The 16,986-nt window shown below is 43.9% G+C and carries 18 protein-coding genes and 2 riboswitches; of the genes, 10 read left to right on the forward strand and 8 right to left on the reverse strand.

The genetic code is table 11. The annotated features are described in order from the left end of the window. The first annotated feature begins 158 nt into the window (after positions 1–158). Positions 159–623 (forward strand): Hsp20 family protein, encoded by a 465-nt coding sequence (locus tag QUE65_RS06430; RefSeq protein WP_286280145.1) that lies wholly within the window; start codon positions 159–161, stop codon positions 621–623. 140 nt (positions 624–763) lie between these two features. Here QUE65_RS06430 and QUE65_RS06435 read toward each other — a convergent pair whose 3' ends face one another. Further along, entirely contained in the window at positions 764–1,597 is an 834-nt protein-coding gene (locus tag QUE65_RS06435) for a class II aldolase/adducin family protein (RefSeq protein ID WP_286280146.1), read from the reverse strand. A gap of 78 nt (positions 1,598–1,675) precedes the next feature. Here QUE65_RS06435 and QUE65_RS06440 point away from each other — a divergent pair, with 78 nt between their 5' ends. Further along, entirely contained in the window at positions 1,676–2,623 is a 948-nt protein-coding gene (locus QUE65_RS06440; RefSeq protein ID WP_286280147.1) for a LysR substrate-binding domain-containing protein, read from the forward strand. Between the two features lie 10 nt (positions 2,624–2,633). Here QUE65_RS06440 and QUE65_RS06445 read toward each other — a convergent pair whose 3' ends face one another. Continuing rightward, positions 2,634–2,837: a hypothetical protein gene (locus tag QUE65_RS06445; protein WP_286280148.1), complete on the reverse strand. Its 204-nt coding sequence runs from the start codon at positions 2,835–2,837 to the stop codon at positions 2,634–2,636. A gap of 332 nt (positions 2,838–3,169) precedes the next feature. On the opposite strand from QUE65_RS06445, the gene QUE65_RS06450 reads away from it, so the two are divergent. Then, on the forward strand, positions 3,170–4,573 hold the full coding sequence (locus QUE65_RS06450) for an MltF family protein (protein WP_286280149.1): 1,404 nt from the start codon (positions 3,170–3,172) through the stop codon (positions 4,571–4,573). Positions 4,574–4,591: 18 nt separating this feature from the next. Here QUE65_RS06450 and QUE65_RS06455 read toward each other — a convergent pair whose 3' ends face one another. The 3 genes from QUE65_RS06455 to QUE65_RS06465 all read right to left on the reverse strand — a co-directional run bounded on the left by QUE65_RS06455 (position 4,592) and on the right by QUE65_RS06465 (position 5,652). Next, positions 4,592–4,759: a hypothetical protein gene (locus QUE65_RS06455; RefSeq protein WP_286280150.1), complete on the reverse strand. Its 168-nt coding sequence runs from the start codon at positions 4,757–4,759 to the stop codon at positions 4,592–4,594. A 276-nt stretch (positions 4,760–5,035) separates the two neighbouring features. Beyond that, positions 5,036–5,341, reverse strand: a complete 306-nt coding sequence (locus tag QUE65_RS06460) for a hypothetical protein (protein ID WP_286280151.1) — start codon at positions 5,339–5,341, stop codon at positions 5,036–5,038. 23 nt (positions 5,342–5,364) lie between these two features. Next, entirely contained in the window at positions 5,365–5,652 is a 288-nt protein-coding gene (locus QUE65_RS06465; protein WP_286280152.1) for a hypothetical protein, read from the reverse strand. A 515-nt stretch (positions 5,653–6,167) separates the two neighbouring features. Here QUE65_RS06465 and QUE65_RS06470 point away from each other — a divergent pair. The 5 genes from QUE65_RS06470 to QUE65_RS06490 all read left to right on the forward strand — a co-directional run bounded on the left by QUE65_RS06470 (position 6,168) and on the right by QUE65_RS06490 (position 11,188). Continuing rightward, positions 6,168–7,580, forward strand: a complete 1,413-nt coding sequence (locus tag QUE65_RS06470; protein WP_286280153.1) for a circularly permuted type 2 ATP-grasp protein — start codon at positions 6,168–6,170, stop codon at positions 7,578–7,580. Between the two features lie 12 nt (positions 7,581–7,592). After that, positions 7,593–8,570: an alpha-E domain-containing protein gene (locus tag QUE65_RS06475; RefSeq protein WP_286280154.1), complete on the forward strand. Its 978-nt coding sequence runs from the start codon at positions 7,593–7,595 to the stop codon at positions 8,568–8,570. Further along, entirely contained in the window at positions 8,539–9,384 is an 846-nt protein-coding gene (locus QUE65_RS06480; protein WP_286280155.1) for a transglutaminase family protein, read from the forward strand. Before QUE65_RS06475 ends, QUE65_RS06480 begins: the two co-directional genes overlap by 32 nt. A gap of 1 nt (position 9,385) precedes the next feature. Next, complete coding sequence (locus QUE65_RS06485) at positions 9,386–10,222, forward strand: peptidase (RefSeq protein ID WP_286280156.1); 837 nt, start codon at positions 9,386–9,388, stop codon at positions 10,220–10,222. Positions 10,223–10,555: 333 nt separating this feature from the next. After that, positions 10,556–11,188 carry a response regulator transcription factor gene (locus tag QUE65_RS06490; protein ID WP_286280158.1) on the forward strand — a complete coding sequence of 211 codons (633 nt, stop codon included), beginning with the start codon at positions 10,556–10,558 and terminating at the stop codon, positions 11,186–11,188. A 396-nt stretch (positions 11,189–11,584) separates the two neighbouring features. Here QUE65_RS06490 and QUE65_RS06495 read toward each other — a convergent pair whose 3' ends face one another. Continuing rightward, a complete protein-coding gene (locus QUE65_RS06495; RefSeq protein ID WP_286280160.1) occupies positions 11,585–12,853 on the reverse strand; it encodes a D-amino acid dehydrogenase in 1,269 nt (422 codons plus the stop codon). A 62-nt stretch (positions 12,854–12,915) separates the two neighbouring features. Continuing rightward, a riboswitch (glycine riboswitch) is annotated at positions 12,916–13,002 on the reverse strand. Between the two features lie 3 nt (positions 13,003–13,005). After that, positions 13,006–13,091, reverse strand: a riboswitch (glycine riboswitch). Positions 13,092–13,181: 90 nt separating this feature from the next. Further along, positions 13,182–14,015, reverse strand: coding sequence for a DODA-type extradiol aromatic ring-opening family dioxygenase (locus QUE65_RS06500; protein ID WP_286280162.1), 834 nt, complete (start codon positions 14,013–14,015; stop codon positions 13,182–13,184). A 66-nt stretch (positions 14,016–14,081) separates the two neighbouring features. On the opposite strand from QUE65_RS06500, the gene QUE65_RS06505 reads away from it, so the two are divergent. Together QUE65_RS06505 and QUE65_RS06510 are read left to right on the forward strand one after the other, a co-directional pair. Further along, positions 14,082–14,510: a MarR family winged helix-turn-helix transcriptional regulator gene (locus QUE65_RS06505; protein ID WP_286280163.1), complete on the forward strand. Its 429-nt coding sequence runs from the start codon at positions 14,082–14,084 to the stop codon at positions 14,508–14,510. Beyond that, complete coding sequence (locus tag QUE65_RS06510) at positions 14,507–14,743, forward strand: CDGSH iron-sulfur domain-containing protein (protein WP_286280165.1); 237 nt, start codon at positions 14,507–14,509, stop codon at positions 14,741–14,743. The genes QUE65_RS06505 and QUE65_RS06510 overlap by 4 nt, the downstream gene beginning before the upstream one ends. 301 nt (positions 14,744–15,044) lie before the next feature. Here the strand turns inward: QUE65_RS06510 and QUE65_RS06515 are convergent, their stop codons facing one another. Continuing rightward, positions 15,045–16,712, reverse strand: a complete 1,668-nt coding sequence (locus QUE65_RS06515; RefSeq protein ID WP_286280166.1) for an alkaline phosphatase family protein — start codon at positions 16,710–16,712, stop codon at positions 15,045–15,047. Positions 16,713–16,986: the final 274 nt, after the last annotated feature.

Here is a 16,986-nt window from a genome sequence, read left to right on the forward strand (position 1 = left end):
AGGGCTTATTTGCCCACTCCACCAATCCCTTTATATAGGGTCTTGACCGCCCTTTTTCAAGCCCCTTGAAATTGCTCACCACAGACCATAACTACAACTTATCTAGGTGCCTAACGGGCCTGGATATTGAAACTTGCTTACTGTTTAAGGAGAACACTATGTCGTATTCATTTGGAAGAAATGTCTTACTAAGCTCAGTAGGATTTGATCGTTTTATTGATGCCTTAGAAGAGATGAGCGTTGGGGAGTCAGTCAATCGGGCTCAGAGCTACCCGCCCTACAACATCCTCAAAATCAATGAGCGTGACTATGCCATTGAGATTGCGGTTGCTGGCTTTAAACGCGAGGAGCTGGATATTACCGCCACTGGCAATAAGCTAAGCGTCGTGGGTAAAACTCACGAAAAGGCGGCAGGCGAATACCTCCATAAAGGGATTGCCAACCGTGACTTTAGCCATGAATTTACCTTGGCTGAGACGGTTGCCGTACGTTCAGCCGATATTGAAAATGGCTTACTGATAATTAAGCTGGAAAACGTGATCCCCGAGGAAAAACAGCCTCGTAAGATTATGATTGGTAACAATGCCAATTTAATGATTGAGGAAGTTAAAGAAGCGGCTTAAGCCCAACGACTAGCTAGGTGCTTACCTAGCTAGTCTTTCTTTTTGTGTCCTAATAAAGTAGTTCTAACAAACCTCAGACTAGAACCAGATCTACAAATCTCACTTGATAAGAAAAATTAGATAAGTTTCCTAACAATTTTTTAATCAAACATATCGGGCTGATTTTCTTTTAGATAACCCCATATTGGTTGAAAATGAAGCCAGCCAATATACTCACTTCCTACATGCTCCCGACTATATCGAGCGACCTCAGGGGGTAACAGGTTTGGCTTAATGCCGGTTGACTCAACCAACATTTGCTGTTTACAGCATCGCTCAAGAGCAATAAACCAAAATGCTGCAGCCTCAATACTATGTCGACTAACTGTCATCAATCCATGATTTCGATGAATAATTCCTTTTACTTTATTAAGAGCACCAGCAAAGTTATAGCCTGCCCTTTCCTCAACCGCAACCTGCCCAGCTTGTTCGCACATCACCTGGTGATCTTCATAAAAGGCTGCAGCATCTTGTGAAATTGGTTCTAATTTCTTACCTAGAGCTGCAAAGGCAGTTCCATAGACAGTGTGCGCATGACACATCGCAATAATATCGGGATGCTTTTCATGAACTGCAGCATGCAAAACAAATCCGGCACGATTTAAGGCATGCTTGCCCTCTAATACATTTCCCTCGTGATCGGCCAATAATAAATTTGAAACTTTTACTTGATCAAAATGCACCGCCATAGGGTTAGTCCAATACAAATTAGGGTGTTCCGGATCACGAATTGTTAAATGCCCAGCAAACCCATAATCAAATTTCTCAATTGCAAAGGCTCGGCAAGCCGCCACCAATCGCTCTTTTCGATGCTGCCGCTCATCTTCAACCTTTGTGAAGGTGGGAATTTCAGGAAAAATAAGATCATTGTTTTCAGGCTGGTAAATGGACTCGCGTTTACCCAAATGGATGCCTGCTTCAGTAACGGCGTTCATGATGCCCCTTTCAAATAAATTAGCACCTACTACATATTTAGAACCTATTTTGAGTACTGCTGTTGTAATTGACAAACGATGAATGTTCATGAAAGAATGAATTCTATTCATGTATTGTTCATTCACTTGAATATGAGACGTATTCCTAATTTCGTGCTTCTTCGGGCTTTTGAGGCAGCAGCTCGCTTAGAAAGCTTTACTTTGGCCGCAAAAGAACTCAATCTCACGCAGTCAGCCATTAGTCACCAAGTTAAGGAACTAGAGGACTTTTTCGGCAAAAAACTATTTACCCGTCTTAATCGACGAGTTGAGCCTACCCTTGAAGGAAGGCGGTTAATGGAGAATCTTTCACGGGTTTTTGACGTGATTGAGGCCTCTTGCAACGAAGTTGCTTTGGGGCCTGAGGCACAGGTACTCGCCCTTCATTGTGCGCCTACGTTTGCCATTAATTGGCTTGGTCCTCGCTTGCCTGATTTTATTTCTCAGCACCCAAATATTACGATTCGCATGACAACAGATGCAGAATCCGCAGACCTACTTCAGGTTAAAGAAATTGATTTTGGAATATCGTATGGAACTCCCCCTAAGCGAACTGGGATTGTTTCAAAAGCCCTTGGAGAAGAACGTATTACACCAATGTGTTCACCAAAACTAATAAATAAACGTAAATCAATCCGTGACCAGCTTCCTAATCTGCCACTCATAGACTCAAAGCTGAGTCGAATTATGTGGCCTAATTGGTTTAACTTAAATGGCTTACGTTTACCCAATACCCCTCGTTCTTCCTTTGATCGTGCAGCACTTGTTATTGCAGCTGCAGTTGATGGCCTGGGTGTTGCATTAGAAAGCACGCGCCTTGCGGAGAAGGAACTGGCAAGCGGTAAATTAATTGATTTGGCAAAAAAAGATTTTTTACCAATTAAGCAGGAAACTCATTTTGCTTACTATCGTATAAATGAACAACAGCTTGAAAAAGTTAAAGCCTTCAAATCATGGCTTTATTACCAAGTGGGGATCACTGAATAGTCCATTGAAATTATAAAATTTTCATGTCAAATCTTATGAGGGCGATCATGGCAAAAGCAGGCAGTTGTAGGGTTTCCCGACTAATTCCACCAGGTGTAACTAGACGCCAATAGTCTCTCAGATCCCACCCGGTGTCACCGCCCCACCGCCACGGTCCACTAGGCCTACCAATCTCAACCACAATGGCCACATTCCACACAGTTGAAATCGCCATGATCTGGCCTGCCCAGCAGGAGTCGAACCTGCGACCTACGGCTTAGAAGGACTGGCTAATCTTCAGAACACAATGCTCGACAATGGCTTGCAGTGTCCTGATTTGGGTGTTCATCAAAACACCGATGGTCATGGCGTTAGATGGGGTCTAATACTGGAGGTCATTGCATCCACAGGTGTTTTTCGGGAAAACCGACAAATTTGAGCAACCATTGATCACTAATATACTCCTTATCAAGCAAGTAAAATCTTAGCTAAGATCGACCAATATGTCCTGTCAGCTTAAATAATCAACCCAATGCTTAAAATTTTCTTTAATACCTTGGGAAATTAATGAGACGCTCCTCAGCAGTTTTCATATTGGCGGTATTACTTGCCATTTCTGGTCTATTAAAAATGGCTCCGGCACTTGCCACTTCAGAGCAACGCTCCTTTACGCAAATGCTAAATTTGGGCGAGGTCCGAATGGCTATTCCATATGGCCAGATTTCATATGTGAACGCAAAAAACCAGATATATGGAATTGCCCCGGATCTTGCCAAAAGTGCTGGTGATTATTTATCAACTAAATATAAAAAGAAAATACAAATAAAGATTATCCCGTCTCCGCCAGGAAAATTACTTGAACTCCTCGATCGGGGAGATGCAGACTTTGCAATTGACTACTTTCAAGAACACAACTTACAAAAAAATTTGAGTAAATTTCTAGTTTATGAACACCCTCGTTCTGAGAAGTTTGTGGTTGTCTCAAGAAATACCCAAAATCCAATCAATAAAATTTCAGATTTATCTGGCCAAACATTGTGCGTAGGACACGCAACAAGAATTTCTTATTTAAACAAGACTAACGAAGAGTTACAAAAGTCTGGCAAAACTCCAATACATCTATATCAAGATCATCTTGTCTTAAATGATGAGGATCTCCTACAAATGGTTAATGATGGTTTACTTGATTTCGTATGGGTTGCTAATTGGCAAGCCCAACTTTGGAAGCCCCTGCTTCCAAATATCATGATTCACACAGATACTGCTTCAGAAGGCGGATCTTCTGGTGACGTGATTGTTAAAAAAATTAACGCAGACTTGGCAAAAGATATTTTGGAATTTGCAGCAAGCCCTCATTTAGACAAGGTTTTAGAAAACTATCGACAAAAGACTTTTATCCATGAAAAGAATGCCTTAAAAAACCCCCTATCTAAAAACGAATTAAATCGTTTTGAATCCATGAAGACATACTTTCATCGATATGGTCGTGAGAATCAATTAGATCCTTTATTCTTGGCGGGGCTTGGCTTTCAAGAATCATTGCTTAATCAAAATGCGGTGAGTCCCGTTGGGGCGATTGGCGTTATGCAATTGATGTTGGAAACGGGTAAGTCCATGAACACCGGCAATATCTATGAGCTAGAGCCTAATATTCATGCGGGTGCCAAGTACATTAATTCCTTACTGTATGCGATGTCCCTTCAAAATACGTTACCTGAAACTGAACGAGGATTTTTTGCTGTCGCAGCCTACAACTCTGGTGCAAATAATGTTCGCAAGGCAAGAGAGCTAGCAGTCAAAATGGGGCTTGATCCCAATCAATGGTTTTTCAATGTTGAAATGGCAAGCGCACGATTATTGGGATTAGAAACTTTTCTCTATGTTCGTAATGTATACAAATACTACGTAACCTATGACGTATGGGTCAGGAAAACAGCGCTTGACCAAGAGAAACTAAACCCGAAGAGATGAAACTAATTAGCTAGGCAACTACTGTCCATGGCAATTTTGTCGGGTTTCCCGACTAATTCCACCAGGTGCCACTAGATGCCAATAGCGTCTTGGATCCCACCCAGTGTCGCCGCCCCACCGCCACGGTCCACCAGATCTACCAATCTGGGTCACAATCGCCTCAATGGATCCAGTAAACATTTCCATTGGGTGGCCTGCCCAGCAGGAGTCGAACCTGCGACCTACGGCTTAGAAGGGCTGGCAAATCTGCAGAACACAATGTTCAACAATGACATACAGTGCCCTGTTTTGACTGTTCGGCAAAACACCGGTTTGGCTGGTGTTGATTGGGGTCTGGTGTAGGTGGTCATGGTATCTGCAGGTGTTTGTCGGGAAAACCGACATTTCAAGCGTCCTTTACAAGGACAATCACTAGCTTTTGACCTTAAGCCTTACCTGTCATTTAAGGATAGATTAGCAGGTCTATTTACAGTTTTTCTTATCCATTAAATCGGTTAGTCTCACCATTCTTGTATCAGCTGCCGCTATGGCCTCATTGGCATTGCTGTAGGTAGCAATAATCCCAGGGATCCAAAAAAGTGCCGCCAAGGTATTAGTACCAGTAACGCCTTTTACATCTTCTGCATCTTTTTTTGCCTTTTCGGCCTGCTTGTATTCATCTTTTAGAGACTCACAGGATAAATCTCGATCTGAGAGTTTGGTGGTCTCAACGACTTTAGGTGTGGAACAGCCACTAATGAAGGTCAGAAAAAAGCAATCAAAGCACAACGGCTAACGATATTCATAATGGGCTACTTAGTAAATTGAACAACAAACGTTACTGCAGATGGAAAAGTCTCGGTCTTGGTGGAAATAATCTTGTAAGATTTGTAGCCCTTTTCTGCCATAAATTTCTTACTCTCCTCATTGACTCGATCGGTCGCTTCTTTTTGAGAGGCAAACGCATTGGTATAAATTTTGGATGTATATTGACCTGGCGTTGAAGTTTGTTCAAAAGCTTTGCCATAGGTTGCAGTAGCACAGCCATGAATAAACGGTAACAGCCCCAGTAAAACAGCTATTAGTAGGATTTTTCTCATTTTCTTGCTCCTTAAATGCATTACTCTTGATACCACATTACTTTGAATAGTTAGAGGCGTATAGAGGGAATACCCTAGCCACTTAGCTAGCACCTAAGAAATTCCCGTTGCAGCCTTGTTCTATATGACACATGAACAACTTGGCCTGCCCAGCAGGAGTCGAACCTGCGACCTACGGCTTAGAAGGGCTTGCGAATATGTAGAACACAATGCTCGACAATGGCTTACAGTTGCCAGGTTCGAGCTGTTCATCAAAACAAGGGTTGGCATGGCATTCAGTGGGGTCTGATGTTTAGGGATTGGTGTCTGCAGGTGATTGTCGGGAAAACCGACAAATTCAAGCGTCCTTTATAGGGACGCTTGAATTATTTGATACTGATCTTTAACGACTCAATCAAGGCGATTGCACCTCAAGATAGAACTGTGTGGCTTATATGCACTAATAATGTGCATATATGCACCACCATTTATCAAACTAAGCCGATATTAGATCTCAATCGTAATAGTCTGATTGAATGAAAAGTCCGTATAACGAGATGTTTGATGAGTATGGTGCTCCACGTCCGCACTATGGGACTTTTCATACCTGGCTTGGTAACCAGAGCCAAGCACTCATGAGTCTTAAACGGGCAGAGGCCGATCTAATTTTTCGTCGTGTTGGCATTACCTTTGCTGTGTATGGTGATGATCTTGGTGCAGAGCGCACCATTCCCTTCGATGAGGTTCCGCGTATCTTTACCGCTAAAGAATGGTCCGACCTTGAGTCTGGATTGCGGCAACGGGTTACCGCACTTAATCACTTTATTCATGATGTCTATCATGATGAAGCAATCATTAAAGCTGGAATCATACCGGCCGAACAGATTTTTAACAATGCGCAATATCGACCGGAGATGCGTCATGTCGAAGTTCCACGCAATATTTATGCCCAAATTGCAGGGATTGATATTGTGCGAGCTGGTGAAGGTGAGTTTTATGTCTTAGAAGATAACCTGCGGGTGCCTTCGGGTGTTTCTTATATGGTTGAAGACCGCAAAATGATGATGCGGCTATTTCCTGATCTATTTCAGCGCTATCGGGTTGCACCCGTGGAGCACTATCCCGATCTTCTACTGGAATGCCTCAAGTCCGTCAAACCCGAAGGCATTAAAAAACCCAATGTAGTTGTGCTGACCCCGGGCATGTTTAACTCTGCCTACTTTGAACATACCTACCTAGCCCAACAAATGGGTGTTGAGTTGGTCGAAGGTAAGGATCTTTTTGTAAAAGATGAAGAGGTTTTTATGCGCACCACACGGGGCCCAGAGCGTGTGGATGTAATCTATCGTCGGATTGATGATGACTTTCTTGATCCTTTGGCATTTCGGTCTGACTCCGCATTAGGTGTTGCTGGTTTACTGAACGCTTACCGAGCTGGCAACATTACCTTGGCTAATGCCATTGGCACTGGGATTGCAGACGATAAGTCTATTTATCCCTACGTACCCGACATGATTGAATTTTATTTAGGTGAAAAGCCCATCCTAAACAATGTACCAACCTATCAGTGTCGTAAAGCCGAAGACCTCGCCTATACCCTCGCCAATATCGAGCAGCTTGTTGTGAAAGAAACCCATGGTGCCGGGGGCTATGGCATGCTCGTTGGCCCAGCTTCCACCAAAGATCAGATTGCACGTTTTAAGGAAAATCTCATCAAGCACCCCGAACAATATATTGCTCAACCGACTCTTTCATTATCAACCTGCCCTACTTTTGTGGAGTCTGGAATAGCCCCCCGTCATATTGATTTGCGCCCATTCGTACTGTCAGGCAAGACTATCAAAATGGTGCCGGGCGGACTCACGCGGGTAGCTCTCAAAGAAGGTTCTTTGGTGGTGAACTCTTCTCAGGGCGGCGGTACCAAGGACACTTGGGTGCTAGAGGATTAAAACGGAGACGCCATGCTAAGTCGAACCGCAGATTGTCTTTATTGGATGGCCCGCTATACCGAGCGTGCTGAGAATACTGCACGCATGCTGGATGTGAATTATCAAACATCCCTTTTGCCACAACCGTCCGAATACCGTGATCAAAGCTGGCGCAAGTTACTTACGATCTCAAAATTAGAGCCGATGTTCTTGGAACGTTCCTCCACGATGAATCGTGAAAATATATTACGGTTCATGATTGAGGATTTAAATAATCCATCGAGTATCGTATCGTGCTTGCGCGCTGCGAGAGAAAATGCCAGAGCTATTCGGGGCAGAATTACCTCTGAACTTTGGGAAACCCAAAACACCACATGGCTTGAGTTCCAGCAGCTCTTAGCAAAACAGGATTATGCCGACCCTAGTGGTCTATTGGACTGGGTCAAGTACCGCTGCCACTTATTTCGGGGGGTGATGCATGGCACGATGCTCAAGAATGAAGCGTACTACTTTATGCGCATTGGTACTTTATTAGAGCGCGCTGATAATACTGCTCGTATCTTGGAGACGAAATATCAAGACCCAGATAGTCTGATGCAGTTAAATCCCAAAAATAACATGGGCGAAGAATCTGATTCAGCCTTCTTTGACTTCTATCACTGGGCTGCGTTACTGCGTTCGGTCTCTGCGTTTGAGATCTATCGACAAATCTATTCAGATCAAATTGCCCCCCAACAGGCTGCTGAGCTTTTAATCTTTAATCGACAGATGCCGCGTTCTTTAACGTACTGTGTTAACGATTTAATTACCCTCTTGGGTGAAATCCGTAATCAGAATTCTAAGGAGATAGAACGCTTAATCGGTAAATTACAGGCAGACTTAGACTACTCTAATATTGATGAAGTATTTGCTATGGGGTTAGAAGAATTTACAAAACAGTTTCTGGAGCGCATCAATCATATTGGTGATGAATTAAGTAATGCCTATCTCATACCTCTCGCCGTTGCTTGATATGACAACCTTGCACCTAGAGATTGAACATCACACTCAGTATCACTATGAAACTGCTGTGCGTTACTCCATTCAGGAACTTCGACTCAAACCACCGAATTCCCATGGACAGTCAATAAAAAACTGGAAGATTCTGACGCCGATCAAGACAAAAACAAACCAGGATGCGTTTGGCAATGAATATCAAACATTTGTCCAAGATGCGCCCTATAAATCCATGAGTATTTCAGCAAAAGGAGAAGTCATTAGTACTGGCGGCTATGAATACACTGACCTCGAATCCGCTGTCTCACCCTATTACTTACTGCAACAAACTAGGCTTACCATTCCCTCGCCAGAAATGATGGCCTATTTTGAGAAAACCCTTCCCAAAAAGGCAGACCTGGATTCTGTTTTAGAGTTAGCCAGCGCAATCCGAAACACCATCACCTATCAATCTGGAATTACCAATTTTGCGACTACGGCGATGCAATCGTTTGCCATGAAAACCGGTGTTTGCCAAGACCATAGTCACATTATGCTCAGTCTTTGCCGAGCGGCAAATATCCCAGCGCGCTATGTCAGTGGTTATTTTTTTGCCGAGGACTCTCCTAATCTAGCTAGCCATGCCTGGGTTGATATCTGCACCGATATTGATAAATCCAAGTGGCTCAGTATTGATGTCACCCATGCTTGCATCACGGATAATCGGCATATTCGTCTTGCAATTGGAAGGGATTATTATTCAGCTGCGCCCATCAAAGGAATTCGTTCTGGCGGTGGTCAAGAGGAGCTTAGTGCCCGAATTTCAATTCATCAAATTAAGGTACTCTAATATGACTTATTGCATTGGCTTATGTCTTGACCAAGGTCTCGTGTTGCTAGCAGATACACGGACAAACGCAGGGGTTGACCAAATTGGCACTTTTCGGAAAATGACCATATTCCAAAAGGACAAAGAGCGCTTCTTTGCCCTGATGAGTTCTGGTAACTTAGCGATTACCCAAGCCGTTAAAGAAATATTGCTCCAGGGGGAGACTTTTGGTGGGATCAATCTCTGGACGGCTAAAAATAGTTACGAAGCTGCCACAGTTGTCGGGGCTGCTATCAAGAAAGTACGGGAGCGCGATTTTCAATCCTTGCAAAAATCGGGTATCGAATTTAACTGCAATCTAATTTTTGGAGGCCAGGTTAAGGGAGAGAAGCCGCGCCTATTTAATATCTACGCTGCTGGTAACTTCATCGAAACTACTCCGGAGACCCCCTACTTCCAAATTGGAGAATCTAAATACGGCAAACCAATCTTAGACCGAGTTATCCGCTTTAATACGCCTTTAAACCTAGCTACTAAATGCGTCTTGATATCCATGGACTCAACCATCAAAAGTAATATTTCGGTTGGTCTTCCTCTTGATCTTTTGGTTTATGAAAATAACTCCTTTGCGCTTGAGAAGCTAATCACTATTGATGAAGATAACCCTTACTTTGAAATGATGCGGGATATTTGGGGTGAAAAGCTTAAAGAGGTTGCCCTGAGTATTCCAGAGCCTAGTTGGAATGGATCGAAAAAAAATATTTCGATTGTGTCAACATCAAAAAAACTTGGTCCAGTGCCTATTCAAACACCCAAAACAAAGCGAATCAAGGCAAGCAAATCGATTAAGGCCAAATAATAAGATTTACCATCCAAAATTGGCCTGCCCAGCAGGAGTCGAACCTGCGACCTACGGCTTAGAAGGGCTGGCTAATCTGCTTTAGACAATACTCAACAATGACATACAGTGAGTAAATTTAGGTGTTTGCCAAAACAGGGGTCATCGTGGTGTTGGATGGGGTCTTGAATCAGGTTCTTGGTGTCGGCAGGTGTTTGTCGGGAAAACCGACAAATTCAAGTTTCTAGATTAAGAGATCAGAATTCTCAGGAATTCGGGCAACTATTAGCTAATAGCTATAGGTCAAAAGGCATCTATTAAAATAGGAGTTTCCGGCTAAATTATTCAATTTCCATGAAATCCGATGTAGTTTATATAGTCGACGACGATGACGCTGTCAGAGGATCTCTCGCATGGCTTTTGGAGGGTAATGGCTTTAAGGTAAGCGTCCACGAAAACGGTGAGCGTTTTCTCAAAGCCCTCGAAGGGGCTGACCGCTCCACCCCAATTTGTGCCCTCTTGGATCTCAATCTACCAGGGATGTCGGGACTGGAAGTACAAGCCAAATTGGCGCGCAAATATCCAGCGATTCCTGTGGCATTCATTACCGGTTTTGGTCAAATCGCAACGGCCGTGAAAGCCTTCCAGCAAGGCGCAGTCGATTTCATTGAAAAGCCCTTTGATGAAAAGAAACTGATTGAGCTTGTTAACAAAATGCTCAATCAAGCCTTTGCCAAGATCAAAGAAGTTGATGAATTAAAAGCAGTTGTTGATAATTTCAAAAAATTAACCCCACGCGAAAAACAAGTGCTCGATTGCATTGTGGGCGGAAAAATCAATAAAGCAATTGCAGAGTTTTTAGGAATCTCAATTAAAACTGTAGAAGCTCACCGAGCCAGCGTTATGGAAAAATTGGGAGTTAGCCGCCCAGCGGGACTCATCCAAGTTGCGCATTTGTTTGCCCAAGCCCAAAAGCATCCGTATTAGCCCTAGGTTCTCCCCTTTTGGGAGCTTTTCTTCGCTAAGATGAAATTGCTATGAAGATTCATGGCATAAAGCGGTCTCCTTTTAATTGCCGCCCTTCGGGGTGGCTTTTTTTTGGCCAAAGCCCAATACTTAAGTAATGCTGAAACTGAAAGCTGCGACCCACAGCTTAGAAGGGCTGGCTAATCTGCTTTAACAATATTCAACAATAGGTTATCTAGCCCTGATTTGGGTGTTCGTCGAAGCACCAGTTTGGCTGGGGTTGATTGGAAGCTAAAGATGGCTTAGAGCTGTCTGCAGATGGGTGTCGGGAAAACCGACATTGGGTATCTTTATAAGAGACATTTTGATCATAACCCCCACAATTCAATTTGCGGAGGTTGTAATTAAATTAATGTATCAAGCTACAGCGACTTTCCCAATTGATGGCTTGGGATAAAACCGGGTTTGATGTGTCGACCCATGAATGATGTCTGCAATCATCTCAGCAGTGCACGCCGATAGTGTCCATCCCAAATGGCCATGGCCGGTGTTGTAAAACACGTTCGCTAGCTTACCCTTGCCCACTCTTGGAAGCATATTAGGCATCATCGGACGCAAACCTGCCCATGGTACGACCGAGCGGGTATTGACCTTCGGAAAGCATTGCTCTACCCAACTAACCAGTGGCTTAATCCGATCCATCCGAATATCACGATTCTCGCCATTGAACTCTGCAGTACCGGCAACCCGGAAGCGCAGAAGCCCTAATCGACTCGTGACTAGTTTGGTCTCATCGTCTAAGAGGCTCACTGTAGGCGCACCTTGCTGACTTTCTTCATCATTGAGGTTCACCGTAATGGAATAGCCTTTGACAGGATACACATTCAAACGATCACCGAGTTGTGCAGCTAAATGACGACTAGCGATACCAGCACACACCACAATATTGTCAAAGCTAAATTGCTCCTGGTGTTCGTTGTTCTTTAGTTGAACCTGAACCTGCTCACCATTCGATTGCACCTGCACTACTTCGTGATCATGAATGAATTTAACGCCGAGTCGTTCGCAAGCCTTAGCAAGCCCCACGGTGAACTTATGAATATCACCCGTAGAATCACTCTCCGTGTAATATCCACCGTAATACTCTCCCGATAGCGTGGGCTCAATCAGTTTCATCTCAGACGGTGTAACAGCTTCGCGTTGCAATCCGCCCATTGCTAAGAGTTTGGATACTTCACCGGCGTGTTTAAATCCTGACTGATCCCTATAGATGTGCAAGATCCCTTCTTTTTTGAGATCAAAATCAACGCCCTCTTGCGCTGCCCAACTAAAGAGATACTTTCTGGCATCAATCGCCATCTTTGCCGTTTGAATCGTATTAGCTTTGTAGTTGGGGATCGCCGCCATAAATTCAGCAAACCAGGAGGCTTTATGCCAACTGGGTTTCATATTGATAAGGAGTGGCGCATCTTTTTTAAAGATCCATTTGAGGCCTTTAAATACCGTACCCCAATGGTTCCAAACCTCCGCATTGGAGGCAGAGAGTTGACCGCCGTTGGCAAAAGAAGTTTCCATGGCGGCATAGCGATGCCGCTCAATCAAAGTGACGCGATGACCGCGTTTAACGAGTGCGTAAGCCGTAGTGACGCCCGTGATGCCGCCACCAATAATGACATAGGATTTCATGGTTGGTCCAATCAATACGTCGGGGGTTATAGCTCATTGGCACCATGCGCAATGAACACCCCCTCTGTTTTGGACCTGAGAGATTCGCAAGTCAGAGACTTGCTTGCTCCTGCGGTGCTTTAGTTGACGTAACTAAAGGCTCTTCAGAGTTTGCAGTGATATCGGTTCTTTTGCCTGAGAGTTTCCGGGGTGGTTGCTCCTTCGGCGCTGTAAAAACAGTCTCTCCCGATATCAATCCTACAATTACAAGCTGGATTCTAGGTTGGCAGTAAGAAAGCTGTCAACTCCTTAGTTGCACCTTCATTTCACCCACTGAAATAGATCCATTTCAATCGCCCCCTCCGCCAAAGGTAAATCCAGAGATCCAGGTCTCTAACACGCAATCTGTAAAAACTCTCGCACCATGGTCATGCATTGCCGCTCCGGCAACCACCATGAGTGGCAATAAATGCTCTTCTTCATGCGAAGGATGGCACTGGTTTGCAAATGGGGCTGTCCCCCAGTTAATTAATTCCTTATTTCGAATATCTGGGTCACTTTCAATCGTTTGGGTGAGCCACTTATCAAACTCAAGGGATATTGGGGTAAAACTTGGCTTGCCATAGCCGCGCATATTATGAAAGCTCATGCCGCTACCAATCATTAAGATCCCCTCATCGCGTAGCGAAGCCAATGCTTTTCCTATTTCCAGATGCGTCTGTGGATCTAGGTTGTTATTTAAGGATAGCTGAACTACCGGTATATCGGCCTTAGGAAACATTAGCATCATCGGAATGAATATGCCGTGATCAAATCCGCGCTGAGGATCTTCCTCTGCGGCGATTCCCTGCTGGGCAAGTAAATCCACAATCTTTCTTGCGAGCGTGGGGTCACCGGGAGCCGGATATTGCAGATCGTAGGTATGTTTTGGAAACCCTGAATAGTCATAAATCAAATTCGGTCTTGGATGACTAGTAATCCGAATTACAGGTTCTAGCCAATGGGCAGATACCATCACAATCGCTTTTGGCATCCTTGACAAACCATTGGGGAGCTGTCTTAAGTATTGAGCCATGGCATCCCAGGTTTTGGGTGGGTTCCAGTCCATAAAAAAACATGGTCCAGCACCATGGGGAATAAACCAAGTAGGTAAGGTTGAAGAATTGAATATCAATCTATACATGACTATTTTATATTAATGAAATTCACTGATTGACATTATTCCATATATGGACTATATTGTCCATATATGAACTTTTTACCTGTCCTACGAGAATTGGTGCGAACCTACCAGGCGTTTGAAAGTTATTCTTCTACGCATATTCGTTCGTTAGGATTAAGCTCCGTTCAATTTGATGTCATTGCTACACTCGCCAACCAAGAACCCATGACCTATAAAGAGTTGAGTGAAAAAACTCTTATCTCCAAGACCTCGCTTACAGGAGTAATCGATCGAATGGTTCAAAAAGGGCTACTAGGACTAGAGGCGCACGAAAACGATGGTCGAAGCCAACGGATTCATTTAACCGCCAAAGGTCAAAAGGTCTTCTCTAAAGTTTTTCCAGCGCATATGGATTACTTGGAACAAGCCTTTAAACGGTTGAGCACTAAAGAACTCAAAGCGATTGAGACGAATTTACAGAACCTAAAATTAATCTTTATGAAGGAGAAATCATGAAACCAACCATTGCTCAAAAAGCACCCTACCCAATTAACGTCGAAGCTGGTAAAACTTATTATTGGTGTTCGTGTGGCAAAAGTAAAAGTCAACCTTTTTGCGATGGTAGTCACCAGGGCACTGAATTTACCCCCAAGCAATTAGTAGTAAATGAATCAAAGACGATTTACTTCTGTGGGTGTAAGCAGTCGAAGAATGGCATGTTCTGTGATGGTAGCCATAATGCCTTGTGAAGCTAGAGGGCGGCTTTAGGCTCTACTGACTCATTTGGCTGCTATCTACGGCTTAGAAGAGCTGAAAAATCTGCAAAACACAATGCTCGACAATGACATGCCGTGGGTAGGTTTTGAATGTCCGTTAAAACACCGGTTTGGCTGGGATTGATTGGGGTCTCGTGTAGGTGGTCATGGTGCCTGCAGGCGTTTGCCGGGAAAACCGACATTTTGCTAGCACTCTTAAGGACGTAAGTAAAACAGCCACATCTAGTGGCTGTTTGCTCTCTCACAGAACTTCGTTAAGTTCTCAAGAAGTTCGCTAGGCTTTTCTTGCTAAGCCAGGAAACATTTCATTCGAGAATTCTTGTGCAATCTTCAAGGCTTGTTCTCCCGTAATCGCACCATTTGGGGTCTTCGGCATGGTTGGGGTTGGATATCCTTGGGCGTGTGCAAATTTAATGATCGCTGGGACCATCGCTTTGGCAAGATTGGAATAAGACGGTGGTAGATTTTTTGGATCTGGAGCCGTATATGCTGGCGCGGGTCTTGCCACAGGACTTGGCCATGTACTTGGGTCACGCGGTGTATTTAATGTAAAGCACTTTTCCAGAGTTCTTGCATTTGCATCGCGCTGTGTAAACGGCTTACCTAAATTCCAGACCTTTCGCAATGTAGCAATCATCGAGGTATGGCGATACTCATCATTGAAGACTGTCTTTTCAGGAATCCATGGTGAGACCATGACGGCAGGGACGCGATACCCTGAGCGACGAAAATCAAAGTCTTGCTGACCTTTAGGAGCGCTTGCATTAGGGGCAGGTACAAGCGGTGGTGGCACATGGTCGTAGGTTCCACCCGGCTCATCCCAGCCAACAAAGAGAGTTGTATTGAGAACGTTGGAACCCTTTTGTGTCGCTCCCATTCCTTTATACGCATTGTAGATGCGTGACAAATAGGCTTCGCCACCCAGCACTGAAGAAGGTTCATCAAGTGGTAGGTTAACCCCTTGGATAATAGCCATTCCAGCGGCGGGATGATAGTCGTTATGTCCAGCAACTAAGTTGGGTTCAATAAATGCAAAATTAGGCAATGTACCGTTGGCACAGTCTTTTTCATACTCTGCAAATGGAACAATATGCGTAGCAAAGTATTTTTTTAGAACAGGCATACTAATGAGCCCAGTGAATGACAGTGGATCAGGCTCGCATACATAGATCTTCCAGGTCTTGCCATTGGCCTCCAATCGATTAAAAATCGTTTCCGCTTTGTTATTTAAGAGGAAGTTATCTGCTGGATCGTTCACTACATAACCGGATGAGGTACCTGCAACCCAGAATGATCGATTTGTAAAAGTTTGTGATGGCACTTCTGAGAACCAATGGTCAAAGCACGAGAATCCTCTCGCCAATCCAGTGATCACTGGAATTTGTTCAGGGGTAAAGCCCGTCATTAATTGTGCATACTCTTTATAGGTAGGCTGACGGCCCATCATGGAGGTATAAAAACTTATGTAGTCCGTTAAAAAACCTTCCATATTCGGTGTCGCCATAGAAGACGATGGCGCATTCCAAGGCGACGTCATCTGCTTACCCATTTTGAAGCGATTACGCTCGTCCAAAATGTTGTACATCTGCGTATTAGTATGTGGATGCTCTTCGCCTGGATCTGGATTGGGCGAGTCCATCGAGGTTGCAACCGTGAAGGGAACTCTGCCATTGGGAGCAGGATACTGTGCCCACGATGGCACAGGATTGCTAAGGTTCTTACCAACCACACCCTCAAACTTGGGTACTTCACCCGCTTGATAGAGATATCCCAAAATATTGTCAAAAGAGCGATTTTCAAAGAGCACCAAAATCACGTGATCCATAGCGTTAGCTTTGGTCAATTTAGTCTTGGGTGCGGCCATGACAGAATTACCAAGAGCTGCTGTTGCACCACCAATAGCTGTAGTTTTAAGAAACTTACGACGACTTGAGGTACTCATATCGACTTCCTTTCAAAAGATCAATTCATAAAAAATATGGGTGCGTTTACTAAAGTGGTTAGGTTATTTAGACAAGAATATTGCTTAGCTCAGAATTTAAAAGGAACTAAGAAACTGTAGTTGGTTTGTTCATTCAAAAACATGTACTTTGGTACAGTTTTTAAGCAATACCCCACCCTCGTTTACCCTGATAAATCTACCGCTTTTACCCAAAAAAAACATAAACTTAGATGATTCAATTCAATCAAAAATAATTAGCGTTTCTTTAAAACTA

Source organism: Polynucleobacter sp. HIN8, from assembly GCF_030297615.1.
In the GTDB taxonomy this organism is placed as follows: domain Bacteria; phylum Pseudomonadota; class Gammaproteobacteria; order Burkholderiales; family Burkholderiaceae; genus Polynucleobacter.